The following is a 15,868-nucleotide window of genomic DNA, read 5'->3' on the forward strand; positions in this document are numbered from 1 at the left end:
CTTTCTTCCTTAAGGCAGCAAGCTCTTCACGTTGATCGGTTCGGCTTCATTCTGCGCGGCGCCTTTCGGCTTACCGGCAATCGCCATACCTGCAACACGATAGAAGTTGTAATCAGGGTTTTTGCCGGGGCCGGAGATCAAAAGATCTTCTTTCTCGTACACCAGGTCCTGACGTTTGAACTCGGCCATCTCGAAATCCGGTGTCAGCTGGATCGCGGTGGTCGGGCAGGCTTCCTCGCAGAGGCCGCAGAAAATGCAGCGCGAGAAGTTGATACGGAAAAACTCCGGGTACCAGCGACCGTCATCGGTTTCAGCTTTCTGCAGCGAGATGCAACCGACCGGGCACGCCACGGCGCACAGGTTGCAAGCTACGCAACGCTCTTCGCCGTCGGGGTCGCGGGTCAGCACGATACGGCCACGGAAGCGTGGCGGCAGGTATACCGCCTCTTCCGGGTATTGCAGCGTGTCGCGCTTGCGGAAGGCGTGGCTGAAGATCATCACCAGGCTACGAAGCTGGGTGAAGAAGCCATGCACGATGTCAAATATGTACTTCATGATTCTCTATCCTCACTGAGCCGCGACGGCGGGCGTGTTGAGCAACACGATCGCAGCGGTCACCAGCATGTTGACGAGGGTCAGCGGCAGGCAGAACTTCCAGCTGAAATCCATCACTTGGTCATACCGTGGGCGCGGAATCGAGGCGCGCAGCAGGATGAAGAACATGATGAAGAACGCGGTTTTCAGTGCGAACCAGATGAACGGGATCTGCGGCAGAATGCCGAACGGACCGTGCCAGCCACCGAAGAACAACGTCACCAGCAGCGCCGAAATCAACACGATGCCGATGTACTCACCGACGAAGAACATGCCCCATTTCATGCCGGCGTATTCAATGTGGTAACCGTCGGCCAGTTCCTGCTCCGCTTCCGGCTGGTCGAACGGGTGACGGTGAGTCACGGCGACGCCAGCAATGAAAAACGTCAGGAAACCGAAGATCTGCGGAATGACAAACCACAGGTTCTGCGCTTGGTATTCGACGATGTCGCGCATGTTGAACGAGCCAACCTGGATCACGATGCCCATCAGCGACAGGCCCATGAACACTTCGTACGACACGGTTTGTGCCGAGGCCCGCAAGCTGCCCAACAGGGCGAACTTGTTGTTACTCGACCAGCCGGCGAACAGCACCGCGTAGACCGACAGACCGGCCATGGCGAAGAAGAACAGGATGCCGATGTTGATATCCGCCACACCCCAGGTCGGGGTGATCGGGATGATCGCGAAGGCAATCAGCAAGGCGCTCATGGCCACGACCGGCGCCAAGGTGAAGATCACCTTGTCGGCGAACGGCGGGGTCCAGTCTTCCTTGAAGAACATCTTGATCATGTCGGCCGCGATCTGGAACGCGCCGAACGGGCCGACGCGGTTCGGACCGTAACGGTCCTGCCAGAGGGCGAGCAAACGACGCTCGACCCAGCTCAGCAGCGCGCCGCACACCACGACGGCGAGCAGAATCACGATGGCCTTGAGGACCGCGATGATCACGTCAATCACTTCAGGCGTGAACCAGGTCATTGAGCTGCCTCCTGCAGACCGTCAACGGATTTGCCAAAGATCGCTGGCGGAATGCCGGCGATACCGGCCGGCAACGCGACCAGACCGGCACCCAGCTCTTCGTTGATGCGCAGCGGCAGACGCAGGGTCTGACCGGCCACGTTCAAGCTCAGCAGGGCGCCGTCATTGACACCCAGACGGTCGGCTTCGGATTTGGCCAGCGACACGTAGGCGGCCGGAATGCGTTCCTGAACCGGCGCGGCTTTGGAAGAGTTCTCTTCGCTGCCGAACAGGTGGAAGAACGGCACAACCTGCCAGGTGCCCGGAGCCGGGTTGAACGCGCGAGGAACACTGGCGAACCAGTTCAGCGAGTCACCGGTGCTTTCGATCAGGCGGGTGCCCGGGTCGCCGGCGCGGATGTGACCACCGACTTCGTCCTGGAACTTGTTCCAGGCTTGCGGCGAGTTCCAGCCCGGAGACCAGGCGAATGGCACTTGCTGACGCGGTTCGACCGAGCCCGAGTAACCTTCCATGGAGAACGAGAACGCCGTGTCGTTGTCCTGGGAGGTACGCGGTTCGTGCACGCTGATGTCGGCGCGCATGGCCGTCCGGCCGCTGTAACGCAGCGGTTCGCGAGCCAGTTTCAGGCCTTTGATGCGGAACGCGGCGGACGGTGCGGCGCTGACAATGCCGGCCAGTTGCGGAGTGCTTGCGGCACACGCAGCGGTGACGTGGTCCAGTTGGGTCCAGTCGATCGGCTGGTTCAACAGGGTGGCGCGCAGGGCATGCAGCCAGCGCCAGCCTTCGTGAACCATGATGCTCGCATCCAGGTAAGTCGGGTCGAAGACCTGGAAGAAGCGCTGGGCGCGGCCTTCCTGGCTGACCAGCGTACCGTCGCCTTCAGCGAAGCTGGCGGCTGGCAGAACCAGGTGCGCGCGATCGCTGGTGGCAGTCTTCTGATGGTCGGCCACGATCACCACTTTCGCGGCGTTCAGGGCCGCATCGACACGGGCTTTGTCGGTACGGGTGTACAGATCGTTTTCCAGCACAACGATGGCGTCGGCCTTACCGTCGATCACGGCTTGCAGCGCGGCATCGACCGAGTCGCCACCGAGCATGGCCAGGCCGAGGCTGTTGGCCTCTGGCACGATCAAGCTGATGGAACCGTTCTTCTCGCGCAGCTTCAGGGCTTTGGCGATGTTTGCCGCGGCCTCGATCAGCGCCTTGGAACCCAACGAGGTACCGGCAATGATCAGCGGACGCTTGGCGGCGAGCAGGGCGTCGGCAATACGCTTGGCCAGTGCAAGGGCTTCAGCGTCCAGGCCTTCAACGGCAGGCGCGCTGGCGTCGAGGGCGTGAGCCACGGCGAAACCGATGCGGGCCAGGTCGTCTGGCGCCGCGTGAACGCATTCTTCAGCGATGTCGTCGAGCTTGGTTTCAGCCAGGCTGGCGATAAACAGCGGGTTCAATTCGTTCTGACCGATGTTCTTCACCGCAGCGTCGAGCCAAGGCTGAACGCGCATGGCGTCGGCCATGTCTTCGGCTTTGCCTTTGACCGATTGACGCAGGGACAGGGCCATGCGCGCAGCAGTCTGGGTCAGGTCTTCACCGAGGACGAAGATGGCGTCGTGGTCTTCGATGTCGCGCATGTTCGGAATCGGCAGCGGGCTGTCTTTCAGCACCTGCATGACCAGACGAATGCGTTCCAGCTCGGCCGCTTCGATACCGGAGTAGAAGTGCTCGGCGCCGACCAGTTCGCGCAACGCGTAGTTGCTCTCGAGGCTGGCGCGCGGCGAACCGATACCGACGATGTTGCGACCGCGCAGCAGATCAGCGGCTTTATCCAGCGCTTCGTCGAGCGTCAGCTTGGCGCCGTTGGCCAGCAATGCCTGACGCGGGCGATCCTTGCGATTGACGTAGCCATAGCCGAAACGGCCACGGTCGCACAGGAAGTACTGGTTTACCGAACCGTTGAAACGGTTTTCGATACGACGCAGTTCACCGTAGCGCTCACCCGGGGAGATGTTGCAACCGCTGGAGCAGCCATGGCAGATGCTCGGCGAGAACTGCATGTCCCACTTGCGGTTGTAGCGCTCGGAGTGAGTCTTGTCGGTGAACACACCGGTCGGGCAGACCTCGGTGAGGTTGCCGGAGAACTCGCTTTCCAGGGTGCCGTCTTCAACGCGACCGAAGTACACGTTGTCGTGGGCGCCGAATACGCCGAGGTCGGTGCCGCCGGCGTAGTCCTTATAGAAGCGCACGCAGCGGTAGCAAGCGATGCAGCGGTTCATTTCGTGGGAAATGAACGGGCCCAGTTGCTGGTTCTGGTGAGTACGCTTGGTGAAGCGATAACGGCGCTCGTTGTGGCCGGTCATCACGGTCATGTCTTGCAGGTGGCAGTGACCGCCTTCCTCACAGACCGGGCAGTCGTGAGGGTGGTTGGTCATCAGCCATTCAACGACGCTGGCGCGAAACACTTTCGCTTCTTCGTCGTCGATGGAGATCCAGCTGCCGTCGGTGGCGGGGGTCATGCAGGACATGACGATCCGACCACGCTTGTCGTTTTCGTCGGTGTACTGCTTGACCGCGCACTGGCGGCAAGCGCCAACGCTGCCTAGGGCGGGGTGCCAGCAGAAATAAGGGATATCGAGGCCTAGCGACAGACATGCCTGTAACAGGTTGTCTGCCCCATCGACTTCGAGCTCTTTGCCGTCTACGTGGATAGTGGCCATGGTTCAAAGTTCTTCGTTGGCCCGGTGTCAGCGGGCGTGGCTAATGGAATCTTGTTATTCGCGTGAATCAACACAGCCGCTTGCGGCGTCATCACACGAGAAGACGAAGGGCACGGACCCTTCGCCTTATTTAAGCGTTTACGCGCCGACTACGATCGGCCTTGCCAGAGGCGGGACGACGGCGCTGGTGGGCGCGATGCCGGCTTCGAACTCTGGACGGAAGTATTTGATTGCGCTGCCCAACGGCTCCACGGCGCCCGGTGCGTGAGCACAGAAGGTCTTGCCTGGGCCGAGGAAACCGACCAGACCCAGCAGGGTCTCGATATCGCCGGCTTGCCCTTCACCGTTCTCGATGGCGCGCAGAAGCTTGACGCTCCACGGCAAACCGTCACGGCACGGGGTGCAGAAGCCGCAGGATTCGCGAGAGAAGAACTCTTCCATGTTGCGCAGCAAGGAGACCATGTTGACGCTGTCGTCCACCGCCATGGCCAGGCCGGTCCCCATACGGGTGCCGACTTTGGCGATACCGCCGGCGTACATTTGTGCGTCCAGGTGTTCCGGCAACAGGAAACCGGTACCGGCGCCGCCTGGCTGCCAGCACTTGAGCGTGTAACCGTCGCGCATGCCGCCGGCGTAGTCTTCGAACAACTCGCGACCGGTGATACCGAATGGCAATTCCCACAGACCCGGGTTCTTGACCTTGCCGGAGAAGCCCATGAGCTTGGTGCCCATGTCTTCACTGCCTTCGCGGGCCAACGATTTGTACCAGTCCACGCCGTCGGCAATGATCGCCGGCACGTTGCACAGGGTTTCAACGTTGTTCACGCAAGTCGGCTTGCCCCACACGCCAACGGCGGCAGGGAAGGGCGGCTTGGAGCGCGGGTTGGCGCGGCGGCCTTCGAGGGAGTTGATCAGTGCGGTTTCTTCACCGCAGATATAACGCCCGGCGCCGGTGTGGACGAACAGCTCGAAATCGAAGCCGCTGCCCAGGATGTTCTTGCCCAGCAGGCCTGCAGCCTTGGCTTCTTCCACGGCACGGTTGAGGTGCTTGGCGGCGGTGGTGTATTCGCCGCGCAGGAAGATGTAGCCACGGTAGGTTTTCAGCGCGCGAGCACTGATCAGCATGCCTTCGATCAGCAGATGGGGCAGTTGCTCCATCAGCATGCGGTCTTTCCAGGTGTTCGGCTCCATCTCGTCCGCGTTGCACAGCAGGTAGCGGATGTTGATGGATTCGTCCTTGGGCATCAGGCCCCACTTCACGCCCGTGGGGAAGCCTGCACCGCCGCGACCTTTAAGGCCCGAATCTTTCACGGTCTGGACGATGTCGTCCTGAGCCATGTCGGCGAAGGCTTTGCGCGCAGCGGCGTAACCGTTCTTGGCCTGGTACTCGTCGAGCCAGACAGCTTCGCCGTCGTCACGCAGACGCCAGGTGAGCGGGTGAGTCTCTGCGACACGCTTGATGCGGTTGGCAGGACCGAAGGAAGTCAGGGTCATACGTAGCCCTCGAGCAATTTGGCAACGCCGGCAGGCTGCACATCACCGAATGTGTCGTCGTCGATCATCAACGCCGGCGCCTTGTCGCAGTTGCCGAGGCAGCAGACCGGCAGCAGGGTGAAACGACCGTCGGCGGTGGTCTGACCCAGGCCGATGCCCAGATTGCTCTGGATTTCGCTGACTACCGATTCGTGGCCGCCGATGTAGCAGACCATGCTGTCGCAGACGCGAATGATGTGACGGCCGACTGGCTGACGGAAGATCTGGCTATAGAACGTCGCCACCCCTTCAACGTCGCTCGCCGGGATGCCAAGGATCTCGCCGATGGCGTAGAGCGCGCCATCAGGCACCCAGCCACGTTCCTTCTGGACGATCTTCAGGGCTTCGATCGACGCCGCGCGCGGGTCTTCGTAGTGATGCAGCTCGTGCTCGATGGCCGAGCGCTCGGTTTCGCTCAGGGCGAAACGGTCTGTCTGGATAAGCGTGCTATTCATGCTTAGCGGTCCACGTCGGCCATAACGAAATCGATACTACCCAGGTACGCGATCAAGTCCGCGACCATGCTGCCTTTGATCACCGAAGGGATCTGCTGCAGGTGCGGGAAGCTTGGGGTGCGAATCCGGGTGCGGTAGCTCATGGTGCCGCCATCGCTCGTCAGGTAATAACTGTTGATGCCCTTGGTCGCTTCGATCATCTGGAAGGATTCGTTGGCCGGCATGACCGGGCCCCACGAAACTTGCAGGAAGTGCGTGATCAGGGTCTCGATGTGCTGCAGGGTGCGCTCTTTCGGCGGCGGCGTGGTCAGCGGGTGATCCGCCTTGTACGGGCCTTCCGGCATGTTGCGCATGCACTGCTCGATGATCTTCAGGCTCTGGCGCATTTCTTCGACACGTACGATGCAACGGTCGTAGGCATCGCCATTGGCCGCCAGCGGCACTTCGAATTCGAAGTTCTCGTAACCGGAGTACGGTCGAGCTTTACGCAGGTCGAAATCGCAACCGGTCGAACGCAGGCCGGAACCGGTGACGCCCCATTCCAGGGCTTCTTTGGTGTTGTAGGCGGCGACGCCAATGGTCCGACCACGCAGGATGCTGTTGTCCAGTGCGGCCTTCTGGTATTCGTCCAGACGCTTTGGCATCCACTCGACGAAGTCTTTCACCAGTTTTTCCCAGCCGCGCGGCAGGTCGTGAGCGACGCCACCGATGCGGTACCAGGCCGGGTGCAGACGGAAGCCGGTAATGGCTTCGATCACCGTGTACGCCTTCTGACGGTCGGTGAACGTGAAGAACACCGGGGTCATGGCGCCGACGTCCTGGATGTAAGTCCCCAGGAACAGCAGGTGGCTGGTGATCCGGAAGAACTCGGCCATCATGATGCGGATGACGTCGACCTTCTCGGGCACTTTGATGCCGGCCAGCTTCTCGACCGAGAGCACGTACGGCAGGTTGTTCATCACACCGCCGAGGTAGTCGATACGGTCGGTGTACGGAATGAAGCTGTGCCAGGACTGACGCTCGGCCATCTTCTCGGCACCACGGTGGTGGTAACCGACGTCCGGTACGCAATCGACGATCTCTTCACCGTCCAGCTGCAGAATGATGCGGAACGCACCGTGCGCGGAAGGGTGGTTGGGGCCGAGGTTGAGGAACATGTAGTCCTCGTTCGCCCCGGAACGCTTCATGCCCCAGTCTTCAGGCTTGAAGCGCGCGGCTTCTTCCTCAAGCTGTTGCTTGGCCAGAGTCAGGCTGAACGGGTCGAACTCAGTGGCACGGGCCGGGAAGTCCTTGCGCAGCGGGTGACCTTCCCAGGTCGGCGGCATCATGATGCGGGTCAGGTGCGGGTGACCGGCAAAGTTGATGCCGTACATGTCCCACACTTCACGTTCGTACCAGTTGGCGTTCGGCCAGATACCGGTAACTGTCGGCACGCTGAGGTCGCTCTCGGACAAGGCGACCTTGATCATTACGTCACTATTACGTTCGATCGACATCAAGTGATAGAACACAGTGAAGTCGACGCCATTAGGCAGCCCTTGACGCTTGGTGCGCAGACGCTCGTCCACGCCGTGCAGGTCATAGAGCATGACGTACGGCTTGGGCAGGTTGCGCAGGAAGGTCAGGACTTCAACGAGTTTGGCACGGGCAACCCAAAGCACCGGCATGCCGGTGCGGGTAGGCTGGGCGGTGAACGCCTCGGGGCCAAAACGGTTGTTCAGTTCGACGACCACATCCTGGTCGTCTGCCTTATAAGGCGGGATGTACAGAGCACTGCCTGTAGTCATGGTTATTTATCGCTTTCGGTCAACGTAAAGAATGAAGCCAGGTTCTCGTTCTATAAAAGAAGCAGGTCTGGATCAGACTTCGTCGGGGCTGCGCAGGTTGGTGACTGCGATTCGCTGTTCGCGGCGCTGTTCCTTTTGCGAAGGCATCTCGGCGCGGTACACGCCTTGATCGCCGACGACCCAGGAAAGCGGGCGACGCTCCTGTCCAATCGACTCCTGCAAAAGCATCAAGCCTTGCAGAAAAGCTTCAGGGCGGGGCGGGCAGCCAGGCACGTAGACGTCCACGGGCAGGAACTTGTCCACCCCTTGAACGACTGAGTAGATGTCGTACATGCCACCGGAGTTGGCGCACGAACCCATGGAAATAACCCATTTAGGTTCGAGCATTTGCTCGTAGAGACGCTGAATGATCGGCGCCATCTTGATGAAGCAGGTACCGGCGATAACCATGAAATCCGCCTGACGCGGCGATGCCCGGATAACCTCGGCGCCAAAGCGCGCGATGTCGTGGGGCGCCGTGAAGGCGGTGGTCATTTCCACGTAGCAGCACGAAAGACCGAAGTTATACGGCCACAGGGAGTTCTTGCGCCCCCAGTTGATCGTGCCGTTAAGCACGTCTTCGAGCTTGCCCATGAAAATGTTTTTGTGGACTTGATCTTCTAACGGATCGGAAACGGTTTCCCGTTCGCCAATCGGATACTGCTCGTTAGGAGCATCGGGGTCGATCCTGGTGAGATTGTATTGCATTGCCAAAGCCTCATTGTTTCAGCTTCGCTTGCCGCTTAAGACGAGCTGCCGGAGCCCAGTCAAGGGCGCCCACTCGAAATAGGTAGACAAGGCCTGCCAACAGAATTGCTATGAAAACGAGAGCTTCGACGAATCCGGTCCAGCCGCTTTCGCGGACGGACACAGACCAGGCAAAGAGAAAAAGGGCTTCGATATCGAAGATCACGAACAGCATCGCGACCAGATAGAATTTGGCTGAGAGCCGCAAGCGGGCGCCACCTGTAGGTAGCATGCCGGACTCGAACGGTTCGTTTTTGCTGCGGCCCCAGGCTTTTGACCCGAGGAGGCTGGACACGCCGAGCATGAAGGCGCAAAGGCCGACGACGCCCAGAAGGAAAATGGCAAAGCCCCAGTTGTGGGCCATGAGTCCTGTCGCTTCGGGCATGCTGGTAATCCTTAACAGAGAGCAAAGGTCTCTGAGCTTGAAAAGAAACAAAGCAGTGACGATATGTCGCAGCAATCAATCCCGCTGATTTTATGGCACAACACCGTGCAAGTAAAATTCCTATAGCGAAATTATTTATAGGATTAAGGACATAGCGCACCTCCAAAGCCCCGCAGCCCATGCGGTTCGGGCATTAGCCGGGATTTCATCAATATTGTTTTGTAAGGAATGTAACGAACATAGTTGTGGCTAAATGATAATCAATATTGTTTGTGGTGCTTTTTAAACTGTTTAACAGGATGAGAGTCGGGAAGTTGTCTTATAGGCGCGTTACTGCAAGTAGTGGATGGGGTCGTTTTACCTTCTTTTCCTGATCGGGAAAATGCTCTGGGTCAATGATTTTCAGCGCAGAACCCGGCATGCACGCGATCCCTGTAGCAGCTGCCGAAGGCTGCGTTCGGCTGCGAAGCAGTCGTGAATCATGCGGTGATGTCTTTCAGGTGGATTGTATTCGCTGGATCAGCGAGGACTTCGTCCTCGAACGCAGCCTTCGGCAGCTGCTACAGGATGTGTGGCGTTCAATAAATCGCAGGCAAAAAAAACGCCCCGAATCAGTCGGGGCGTCAGTTGTGCGACGTTGCGGTTAGCTTTCTATTCGGTCCGCAACGGCCGTTTGCTCAGGCGAATCAGATCAGTGGAACTGTTCTTCTTCAGTCGAACCGGTCAGGGCGGTGACCGACGACGAACCACCTTGAATCACAGTGGTCATGTCGTCGAAGTAGCCGGTGCCCACTTCCTGCTGGTGAGCCACGAAGGTGTAACCCTTGGCAGCGTCAGCGAACTCTTGCTCTTGCAGCTTCACGTAGGCGGTCATGTCGTTACGGGCGTAGTCGTGCGCCAGGTTGAACATGCTGTGCCACATGTTGTGAATGCCGGCCAAGGTGATGAACTGGTGCTTGTAACCCATGGCGGACAGTTCACGCTGGAACTTGGCGATGGTCGCGTCGTCCAGGTTTTTCTTCCAGTTGAAGGAAGGCGAGCAGTTGTACGACAGCAGTTGGTCCGGGTATTCCTTTTTGATTGCTTCGGCAAAGCGACGAGCCTCGTCCAGATCCGGCTTGGCGGTTTCGCACCAGATCAGGTCGGCGTACGGAGCGTAAGCCAGGCCGCGCGAGATCGCTTGGTCCAGGCCAGCGCGTACTTTGTAGAAGCCTTCCTGGGTGCGTTCGCCAGTCACGAATGGCTGGTCGTACGGGTCGCAATCGGACGTCAGCAGGTCTGCCGCGTTAGCGTCGGTACGGGCCAGAATGATGGTCGGCGTACCGGCAACGTCAGCCGCCAGACGAGCAGCGGTCAGCTTCTGTACAGCTTCCTGGGTAGGAACCAGAACCTTGCCGCCCATGTGGCCGCATTTTTTCACGGAAGCCAGTTGGTCTTCGAAGTGAACGCCGGCGGCGCCTGCTTCGATCATGCTCTTCATCAGTTCGTAAGCGTTCAGAACGCCGCCGAAACCGGCTTCAGCGTCTGCCACGATCGGTGCGAAGTAGTCGATGTAGCCTTCGTCGCCCGGGCCTTTGCCGGCTTTCCACTGGATCTGGTCAGCACGACGGAACGAGTTGTTGATGCGCTTGACCACGGTTGGAACCGAGTCCACCGGGTACAGCGACTGGTCCGGGTACATCGATTCGGCGGAGTTGTTGTCCGCAGCAACTTGCCAGCCCGACAGGTAGATCGCCTGGATACCGGCTTTAACTTGTTGTACAGCCTGGCCGCCGGTCAGGGCGCCCATGCAGTTGACGAAATCTTTCTCAGGACGGAAGGACGGCTTGGCGCCCTGGGTTACCAGGTTCCAAAGCTTCTCGGCGCCCAATTTTGCAAAGGTGTGCTCAGGTTGAACCGAGCCACGCAGGCGGACGACGTCAGCAGCGGAGTAAGCGCGTGTCACGCCTTTCCAGCGTGGGTTTTCAGCCCAATCTTTTTCGAGGGCTGCAATTTGCTGTTCGCGTGTCAGTGCCATGGAGATAAACCTCGTCGCATAGGTCTGGGGTGGAAAATTCCTGCTCCTGCCAAGTACGCATTAAGACGTGCGTAAAAGGCTGCTCGCTGACCAGAAGCTTAGGTGGTCAAGTCGGATTCGGCGGGGATGGCGACGGGATGAACGATGGGCTCGAGGGGAAGTGAGCAGGTAAGGGCGAACTGGCGAGCGCATTCGGGCGTCGTGGGCCTTGGTACGAACTTCAGTGTGGAGCCGGGTTACCTAATTACGCTTCCGTCCCTCGGGACAACTTCGTTCCAGTCGGCAACCTCGTCAAACACACCTTGTGGGCGGTACAGACACGAAGCGGCTCGCGGGGTAGATGCGAACGGCGCCTCGAAGGCCCTTGCCAGGGCCCCTGATTAGCGGGAGCGAGGCCATCATGCCTTTGCTTTTTTGTATCGTCAAACGTTTTGTAGTGCTTTTTTTTAAGCACTACATCTTTGGTCTAATACGACTAATCAGTCAGTTTTCGGTGGTTTAGTCCAAAGTATCGACTTTCACCCGCAGGGTCATGTCATCCCGGCCCTGAGTCGAGTAGCTGCGGGTCTGGCCCTGTTTGTCGGCCTGTGTCTGGCGGTTCACGCCGGCCAGGGTGATCCATTCACCCAGTCGACCCGTGACAGTTGTGTCGGTGCTTTGCACATTCACTACATCGGGACGTTCCTGGCTCAGACGGTCACGATTGGTACTGATCGCCAGGTGAACGATGTCGCCGGTGACGCTGGCGGTGACGTAGAAACCCTGGGTGACATTGCGGTATTCGGTCTGGCTGCGCAGGTCGCCGTAGGAATCGGTCTGAGTGCTGGTGAGCGGGACGCTCTGGCCGACCTGGATCAGTGCTGGCGCCCCTTCGCTGGCCTGGATTTGCTGAATCCCGCCGTCACGGCTGTCGGTGCTGCGATTGATGATGCGGGTCTGACTGGGTTTGGCGCCGTTCACCGAGTAACCCTGATCACCCTGGAAGTTGTTTTCGTTGGTGTCAACGGTGATCAGCAAGCGTTTGGCGGCGACGTCGAGTTGGGAGAGGAGGGCCTTAAGTTCGTCGATCTTGCGCTGATCGGCATTGACGATCAGTTGGTTTCCGTAGGCGCTGACCTGGCCGTCCTTGCCGATGAAATTCTGCGCCACGGGCAGCATGTCGTCGCTGGTGCGGTAGTTCAGTGGCACGATCTCGGTGGCGGCCATGACCGAACAACTGCAGGTCAGCAGCAGCGTGGTGAGCAGGGTGCGTAGGGACATTTCCGTTATCTCCGACATCTTGTAGTGTTGATATTGCCAGTTTGTCGGCCCGGCGTGGGGCAAGTTGAATCGTAGACAGCAAAACGCCCCAGCATCCGAAGATGGCGGGGCGTTTTGTGGTGTTCCCTGTGGCGAGGGGATTTAGCGAAACGTCGCACCGCCCCGTTGGGTCGCGAAGCGGCCACAAAAACTCCAACCACGGTACATCAGGATTACCGCATGCAATGGTTTAGCGACTGCTTCGCAGCCGAACGGGGATAAATCCCCTCGCCACAGGTGTCAGGCCGAGTGCCGCACCATGTCCACATGCGGAATGCCTGCTTCCAGGAATTCCTCACTGACCAGGCTGAAGCCCAAGCGTTCATAGAACGCCGTGGCCTGTACTTGTGCGCTCAGCATCTGTTGCTTCAGCTCACGCTTCTCGGCTTCACCGATTACCGCGTGCATCAGCGCATCGCCGACTTTCAAGCCGCGCCAGTCTTTCAGCACCGACACCCGGCCGACGTGGCCGTCGGGCAGCAGGCGGGCGGTGCCAATCGGAAAGTCGCCTTCGAAGGCCAGAAAATGCACCGCCGTTGCGTCATCGGCATCCCATTCCAGCTCAGGCGGAACGGATTGCTCGGCGATGAACACCGTCTCACGAATGCGCCGGATCTCGGCGTTGTCCTTTTGCCAGTCTGCGACACGTACGTGAATTTTATTCATCAGCAAACCCCAGGCTTCCTTGCTTGATCAGTTCACACAGCAGGCCGCGACCGTCTTCGTCGCTCAGCCAGTCGCCGAGATTGTCGACGTGCAGCGCGTCCGCGGCGCAAATCATCTTCAGCAGTTCACGCAGTTTGCCTGGCAGATAACGGCTCTGGCCGCTGGCGAACAGCAGCAGGTCGTCATCGACTTCGGACCAGGCCAGGCGCGCGCTCGGGTTGCGGATCAGTACGGCGCCTTGCTCAAGGCTGGCGAGCAGGTCGTCTTCTTCGATCTCTTCCGGCCCCACCACCAGTTCCGGGTAGCGCGGTTCGGTCATGAACTGGCCGAACCAGGTCAGCAGCAGGCGCTCGTCGCTCATGTGCTCGGCGAGCAGGCCTTTCAAGCGATCAAGGGCGTCGTGCTGGATCTGATGTGGATCAGCAGCGGGCAGGGCGTCGGCGTCGGTGTAACGCTCTTCGTCCGGCAGGAACTGGCTGAGGAAGTCGGTGAAGTGCGTCAGCACTTCAGCGGCGCTCGGCGCACGGAAACCGACCGAGTAAGTCAGGCAGTCATCAACGGCAACGCCGCAATGGGCCAGGCGCGGCGGCAGGTAGAGCATGTCGCCCGGTTCCAGGACCCATTCGTCGGTCGCTTCGAAGTCGGCAAGGATGCGCAGGTCGGCGTGTTGCAGCAGCTTGCTCTCGGAATCGCACATCTGGCCGATTTTCCAGTTACGCTTGCCGTGACCTTGCAGCAGGAACACGTCGTAGTTATCGAAGTGCGGACCGACGCTGCCACCCGGGGCGGCGAAGCTGATCATCACATCGTCGATACGCCAGCTCGGCAGGAAGCGAAAGTTCTCCAGCAGCTCGGCGACTTCCGGTACGAATTGATCGACGGCTTGAACCAGCAGGGTCCAGTCGCGTTCCGGCAATTTGCTGAATTCGTCTTCGGCAAACGGGCCACGGCGCAATTCCCAAGGGCGTTCGCCGTGCTCGATCACCAGGCGCGATTCGACTTCTTCTTCCAGCGCCAGGCCGGCCAGTTCGTCGGCGTCGATCGGGCTTTCGAATTCAGGAATCGCCTGACGGATCAGCAGGGGTTTTTTCTGCCAGTAGTCGCGCAGGAATTCGCGCGCCGTGATGCCGCCCAGAAGTTGAAGAGGAATATCAGGATTCATGTGTAACCTATTGAAAAAAAGCACTTTTCAGACGGGAATAAAAACGCCCGGCGCTGCCGGGCGTCTCAAAAGGGTAAAACGGTCGATCAGATGCGTTTGGCTTGCTCTACGGCGTTACCGATGTAGTTCGCCGGGGTGAGCAATTTCAGCTCGGCCTTGGCGGCGGCTGGCATGTCCAGGCCGTCGATGAAAGTTTGCAGTGCTTCAGGGCTGATGCCCTTGCCACGGGTCAACTCTTTCAGTTTTTCGTACGGGTTTTCGATGTTGTAGCGACGCATCACGGTCTGGATTGGCTCGGCCAATACTTCCCAGCACGCGTCCAGGTCAGCAGCGATTTTCTGAGCGTTGAGCTCCAGTTTGCTGATGCCTTTGAGACTGGCTTCGTACGCGATCACGCTGTGGGCGAAGCCGACACCGAGGTTGCGCAGTACGGTGGAGTCGGTCAGGTCACGCTGCCAGCGGGAGATCGGCAGCTTGCTCGCCAGGTGCTGGAACAGTGCGTTGGCGATGCCCAGGTTGCCTTCAGAGTTCTCGAAGTCGATCGGGTTGACCTTGTGCGGCATGGTCGACGAACCGATTTCGCCAGCGATGGTGCGCTGCTTGAAATAGCCCAGGGAGATGTAGCCCCAGATGTCGCGGTCGAAGTCGATCAGGATGGTGTTGAAGCGCGCGATTGCGTCGAACAGCTCGGCGATGTAGTCGTGCGGTTCGATCTGCGTGGTGTACGGGTTGAAGCCCAGGCCCAGCTCGTCTTCGATGAAGGCGCGGGCGTTCTCTTCCCAGTCGATCTCAGGGTAGGCCGACAGGTGAGCGTTGTAGTTGCCGACAGCGCCGTTGATCTTGCCCAGCAGCGGAACGGCAGCGACCTGGGCGATTTGACGCTCCAGACGGTAAACCACGTTCGCCAGCTCTTTGCCCAGGGTGGTCGGCGAAGCCGGTTGACCGTGGGTGCGCGACAGCATCGGCACGTCGGCGAAACGGATGGCCAGTTCGCGGATGGCTTCAGCGGTTTGGCGCATCAGCGGCAGCATCACGTCATCACGGCCTTCGCGCAGCATCAGGGCGTGGGACAGGTTGTTGATGTCCTCGCTGGTGCAGGCAAAGTGGATGAATTCGCTGACAGCGGCCAGTTCCGGCAGCTTGGCCGCTTGCTCTTTGAGCAGGTATTCGATGGCTTTGACGTCGTGGTTGGTGGTGCGCTCGATCTCTTTGACACGCTCGGCGTGCTCCAGAGCGAAGTTTTCCGCCAGGGTATTCAGCACAGCGTTGGCTTCGGCGGAGAACGCCGGCACTTCGCTGATACCAGGGTGAGCGGCCAGGCGCTGGAGCCAGCGCACTTCAACCAGAACGCGAGCACGGATCAGGCCGTATTCGCTGAAAATTGGGCGCAGGGCCTGGGTTTTGCCGGCGTAGCGGCCGTCAACAGGGGAAACCGCAGTGAGCGAAGAAAGCTGCATGGGGTGTTCTCGGACAGTCGGGCAACGAAATGGGG

13 protein-coding genes are annotated in these 15,868 nt (G+C 59.6%); all 13 read right to left on the reverse strand.

Translation table 11 applies throughout. The annotated features are described in order from the left end of the window. Positions 1–9: 9 nt before the first annotated feature. The gene (gene nuoI, locus ACYZTW_RS10965) at positions 10–555 is read right to left on the reverse strand and encodes an NADH-quinone oxidoreductase subunit NuoI (protein ID WP_462004857.1); all 546 of its coding nucleotides are present in this window, start codon (positions 553–555) and stop codon (positions 10–12) included. 12 nt (positions 556–567) lie between these two features. Further along, positions 568–1,575, reverse strand: coding sequence for an NADH-quinone oxidoreductase subunit NuoH (gene nuoH / locus ACYZTW_RS10970; RefSeq protein ID WP_008146046.1), 1,008 nt, complete (start codon positions 1,573–1,575; stop codon positions 568–570). Continuing rightward, positions 1,572–4,286: an NADH-quinone oxidoreductase subunit NuoG gene (nuoG, locus tag ACYZTW_RS10975; protein WP_462004858.1), complete on the reverse strand. Its 2,715-nt coding sequence runs from the start codon at positions 4,284–4,286 to the stop codon at positions 1,572–1,574. Before nuoG ends, nuoH begins: the two co-directional genes overlap by 4 nt. Positions 4,287–4,424: 138 nt before the next feature. Next, complete coding sequence (gene nuoF / locus ACYZTW_RS10980; protein ID WP_462004859.1) at positions 4,425–5,780, reverse strand: NADH-quinone oxidoreductase subunit NuoF; 1,356 nt, start codon at positions 5,778–5,780, stop codon at positions 4,425–4,427. Continuing rightward, positions 5,777–6,274, reverse strand: coding sequence for an NADH-quinone oxidoreductase subunit NuoE (gene nuoE / locus ACYZTW_RS10985; protein ID WP_008146039.1), 498 nt, complete (start codon positions 6,272–6,274; stop codon positions 5,777–5,779). The genes nuoF and nuoE overlap by 4 nt, the downstream gene beginning before the upstream one ends. A 2-nt stretch (positions 6,275–6,276) precedes the next feature. Continuing rightward, positions 6,277–8,061 carry an NADH-quinone oxidoreductase subunit C/D gene (nuoC, locus tag ACYZTW_RS10990; protein ID WP_462004860.1) on the reverse strand — a complete coding sequence of 595 codons (1,785 nt, stop codon included), beginning with the start codon at positions 8,059–8,061 and terminating at the stop codon, positions 6,277–6,279. Positions 8,062–8,133: 72 nt separating this feature from the next. Continuing rightward, entirely contained in the window at positions 8,134–8,808 is a 675-nt protein-coding gene (locus ACYZTW_RS10995) for a NuoB/complex I 20 kDa subunit family protein (RefSeq protein ID WP_008146035.1), read from the reverse strand. Positions 8,809–8,818: 10 nt separating this feature from the next. Then, positions 8,819–9,232 (reverse strand): NADH-quinone oxidoreductase subunit A, encoded by a 414-nt coding sequence (locus ACYZTW_RS11000; protein ID WP_008146033.1) that lies wholly within the window; start codon positions 9,230–9,232, stop codon positions 8,819–8,821. 691 nt (positions 9,233–9,923) lie between these two features. Further along, positions 9,924–11,249 (reverse strand): isocitrate lyase, encoded by a 1,326-nt coding sequence (gene aceA, locus ACYZTW_RS11005; RefSeq protein ID WP_149418015.1) that lies wholly within the window; start codon positions 11,247–11,249, stop codon positions 9,924–9,926. Positions 11,250–11,747: 498 nt separating this feature from the next. After that, positions 11,748–12,509, reverse strand: coding sequence for a secretin N-terminal domain-containing protein (locus tag ACYZTW_RS11010; RefSeq protein WP_462004861.1), 762 nt, complete (start codon positions 12,507–12,509; stop codon positions 11,748–11,750). 279 nt (positions 12,510–12,788) lie between these two features. Further along, positions 12,789–13,214, reverse strand: a complete 426-nt coding sequence (locus ACYZTW_RS11015; protein ID WP_462004862.1) for a GNAT family N-acetyltransferase — start codon at positions 13,212–13,214, stop codon at positions 12,789–12,791. Then, positions 13,207–14,376 (reverse strand): ribosomal protein uL16 3-hydroxylase, encoded by a 1,170-nt coding sequence (locus ACYZTW_RS11020; RefSeq protein ID WP_462004863.1) that lies wholly within the window; start codon positions 14,374–14,376, stop codon positions 13,207–13,209. The genes ACYZTW_RS11015 and ACYZTW_RS11020 overlap by 8 nt, the downstream gene beginning before the upstream one ends. An 86-nt stretch (positions 14,377–14,462) precedes the next feature. After that, positions 14,463–15,833, reverse strand: coding sequence for an adenylosuccinate lyase (gene purB / locus ACYZTW_RS11025; RefSeq protein ID WP_027925117.1), 1,371 nt, complete (start codon positions 15,831–15,833; stop codon positions 14,463–14,465). Positions 15,834–15,868: the final 35 nt, after the last annotated feature.

The sequence above is a fragment of the Pseudomonas sp. LB3P25 genome (genome assembly GCF_054897985.1).

Excerpts from the sequence above, each read along its gene's own strand:
- nuoH (WP_008146046.1), bottom strand. The coding sequence starts at position 1,575 with ATGACCTGGTTCACGCCTGAAGTGATTGACGTGATCATCGCGGTCCTC.
- ACYZTW_RS10995 (WP_008146035.1), bottom strand. The coding sequence starts at position 8,808 with ATGCAATACAATCTCACCAGGATCGACCCCGATGCTCCTAACGAGCAG.
- nuoI (WP_462004857.1), bottom strand. The coding sequence starts at position 555 with ATGAAGTACATATTTGACATCGTGCATGGCTTCTTCACCCAGCTTCGT.
- purB (WP_027925117.1), bottom strand. The coding sequence starts at position 15,833 with ATGCAGCTTTCTTCGCTCACTGCGGTTTCCCCTGTTGACGGCCGCTAC.
- ACYZTW_RS11015 (WP_462004862.1), bottom strand. The coding sequence starts at position 13,214 with ATGAATAAAATTCACGTACGTGTCGCAGACTGGCAAAAGGACAACGCC.
- nuoE (WP_008146039.1), bottom strand. The coding sequence starts at position 6,274 with ATGAATAGCACGCTTATCCAGACAGACCGTTTCGCCCTGAGCGAAACC.
- aceA (WP_149418015.1), bottom strand. The coding sequence starts at position 11,249 with ATGGCACTGACACGCGAACAGCAAATTGCAGCCCTCGAAAAAGATTGG.
- ACYZTW_RS11020 (WP_462004863.1), bottom strand. The coding sequence starts at position 14,376 with ATGAATCCTGATATTCCTCTTCAACTTCTGGGCGGCATCACGGCGCGC.
- nuoC (WP_462004860.1), bottom strand. The coding sequence starts at position 8,061 with ATGACTACAGGCAGTGCTCTGTACATCCCGCCTTATAAGGCAGACGAC.
- ACYZTW_RS11010 (WP_462004861.1), bottom strand. The coding sequence starts at position 12,509 with ATGTCCCTACGCACCCTGCTCACCACGCTGCTGCTGACCTGCAGTTGT.
- ACYZTW_RS11000 (WP_008146033.1), bottom strand. The coding sequence starts at position 9,232 with ATGCCCGAAGCGACAGGACTCATGGCCCACAACTGGGGCTTTGCCATT.
- nuoG (WP_462004858.1), bottom strand. The coding sequence starts at position 4,286 with ATGGCCACTATCCACGTAGACGGCAAAGAGCTCGAAGTCGATGGGGCA.
- nuoF (WP_462004859.1), bottom strand. The coding sequence starts at position 5,780 with ATGACCCTGACTTCCTTCGGTCCTGCCAACCGCATCAAGCGTGTCGCA.